The sequence below is a fragment of the Pseudoalteromonas sp. HM-SA03 genome, assembly GCF_002289345.1.
Taxonomy (GTDB): Bacteria; Pseudomonadota; Gammaproteobacteria; order Enterobacterales; family Alteromonadaceae; genus Pseudoalteromonas.
In genome coordinates this window covers 195-2,063 of the sequence record NZ_NSDG01000045.1, presented here as the reverse complement: position 1 = coordinate 2,063, position 1,869 = coordinate 195, and the positions used below count along the sequence as shown (strand labels likewise).

The following is a 1,869-nucleotide window of genomic DNA, read 5'->3' as shown; positions in this document are numbered from 1 at the left end:
ATGTCCACCAGTTGGCACTACGACCTACTACTTCCAGACGCCGCCATCGAAGGCATGCAAGCCACGGTAAAGCGCCTAGACGAGGTCACCCCAAAAATCGACCAGCATATGCAACAAGCCGCCCAAGAAATCGGGCAGCGAGTTAATAAAGCACTGGATGAATATCAAGGCCAACCACCAATTCGAGGCGTCACCGACAAGCCCACCAAAGCCAAAGCCGATGAGTTGGAGCCGCCAAAAGGGAATGAGTTGCCGGGAGGGAAANNTTGCACCCTCTCAAAGCAGGCATGAAAGCANTACAAGGTCCCCTGTTTTAAACCAAGTGATAACTTAAGGAAAAAACATAAGGGCGACTTACGTGCTTTAGAACAGAATTACGCAAGGCAGCTTAAGTATCAAGAAACAGGCTTAAATGATTTAACCATTGGTGAATACAGAGAAAACCGCGATCGATACAAAAATATGAAGCGTAAAGGGACTGGAACTGCTCAAAATGATTTTAGGGAGGAGTTCCAATCAGGTTTATTAGAGTCACTATCAGATTCATATGAAAAGAAAATGTCTCCTATTAAGGCGAAGATATTAGCCGCGCAAAGAACAACAGAAATTATGAACAATTTACATGTATTACATGACCCTGATATGGGCGCTGGCGGTTATGATAAGGTTACTCGTCTGGGCGATAAAAGAGTTAATGAATCTATAGGTCCGCAGTGGGCTAAAGCGCCTATAGGAAGTAAAAAAGGGGATAAAACACGCGTTGAATTAATGGATGAGCAAGTTGAAAAAGCATTTAAAGAATATGGTCCAGATGCTAAGTTGAACATTCAACTTGAGCGTTGCCCGTTAAATAAAAAGTAGAGAACCCATGATAAAATCCAATGACGAACATTTAGACCTCTTTTTTAGTGAGTTTGGCCAACCAACAACAATTGTACCCGCGACTACCGCTGATATAGAAGCGTATCGAGGAAAGCTGCCTGACANAGCTACTTGAATACTGGCAAATACTCGGCTTCAGCGGTTTTGCCGATGGTTTATTTTGGCTGACAAACCCCGCGGATTATCAAGACATCCTTGACCGATTTTTAGAAGATACCCCGTTTGAGCAAGATGATATTTATTATGTTATTGCGCGAAATGCATGGGGCAATTTAAAACTCTACGGGGAGAAAACAGGACATGCTCTAGAAATCAGTCCCTACCTTAATTGGATGCGAACAAAAAAAGGGAGCCGACAAGATATTGAAGCTGGTAACACTGAGCGGACAATAAAAAATTTTATAGCATTTCAAAGCCCTGAGTACCTTGATATTAAAAATAACCAAGGGAAGCCACTTTTTCCTGCGACATTAAAAAAACATGGGCCACTCAATGCCGATGAAGTGTACGGCTTTGCGCCATTTTTATTTATGGGTGGCGAGAAAAAAGTCAAGAATATTGAAAAGTGCGATATTTTTGCCCATTTGAATTTAATTGCCGACATGGGTGATATGGAAATTATTGATATGGCTTCTATGGTACGTGGCGCTATTAAGCAGCACGAATAACGCTGTATGCAAATGTGATTAGTAACGGCGCACATCACTTAATGAATCATCAAGATGGCCGTATCCCCGGTTACGCATGATGATTCATTAGACACGTTTTTTAATATTAACTTACCAGTTAGCCAGGGCCGGGTTCCATTTTGCTCATAGATTAACCAAAGAGTAACTCCGTCCTAGAATCACCGCTCCAAGTTGCTCCTCTTCTAAGGACAAACACTAGTTAACTTATCAGTATTGGTTTAGTGCCAGTAGTGGGCTCAACAGTCAAAGGCGTAGGCTAGGCCATCTTAAAAATACCGGAGAATCCCTCTCTGCTACA

At 42.4% G+C, this 1,869-nt stretch carries 1 protein-coding gene and 3 pseudogenes; all 4 read left to right on the top strand.

Annotated elements, in window-relative coordinates; all coding sequences use genetic code 11:
* A pseudogene (locus CKO50_RS24560) lies at positions 1 to 291 on the top strand (HNH endonuclease); the annotation flags it as partial.
* Between the two features lie 90 nt (positions 292 to 381).
* Positions 382 to 861 (top strand): annotated as a pseudogene (locus CKO50_RS24555) (polymorphic toxin type 15 domain-containing protein); the annotation flags it as partial.
* A 104-nt stretch (positions 862 to 965) separates the two neighbouring features.
* Positions 966 to 1,139, top strand: a pseudogene (locus CKO50_RS25090) (GAD-like domain-containing protein); the annotation flags it as partial.
* A gap of 75 nt (positions 1,140 to 1,214) precedes the next feature.
* Positions 1,215 to 1,550, top strand: a complete 336-nt coding sequence (locus CKO50_RS24545; protein ID WP_255229504.1) for a T6SS immunity protein Tdi1 domain-containing protein — start codon at positions 1,215 to 1,217, stop codon at positions 1,548 to 1,550.
* The last annotated feature ends 319 nt before the right edge of the window (positions 1,551 to 1,869 follow it).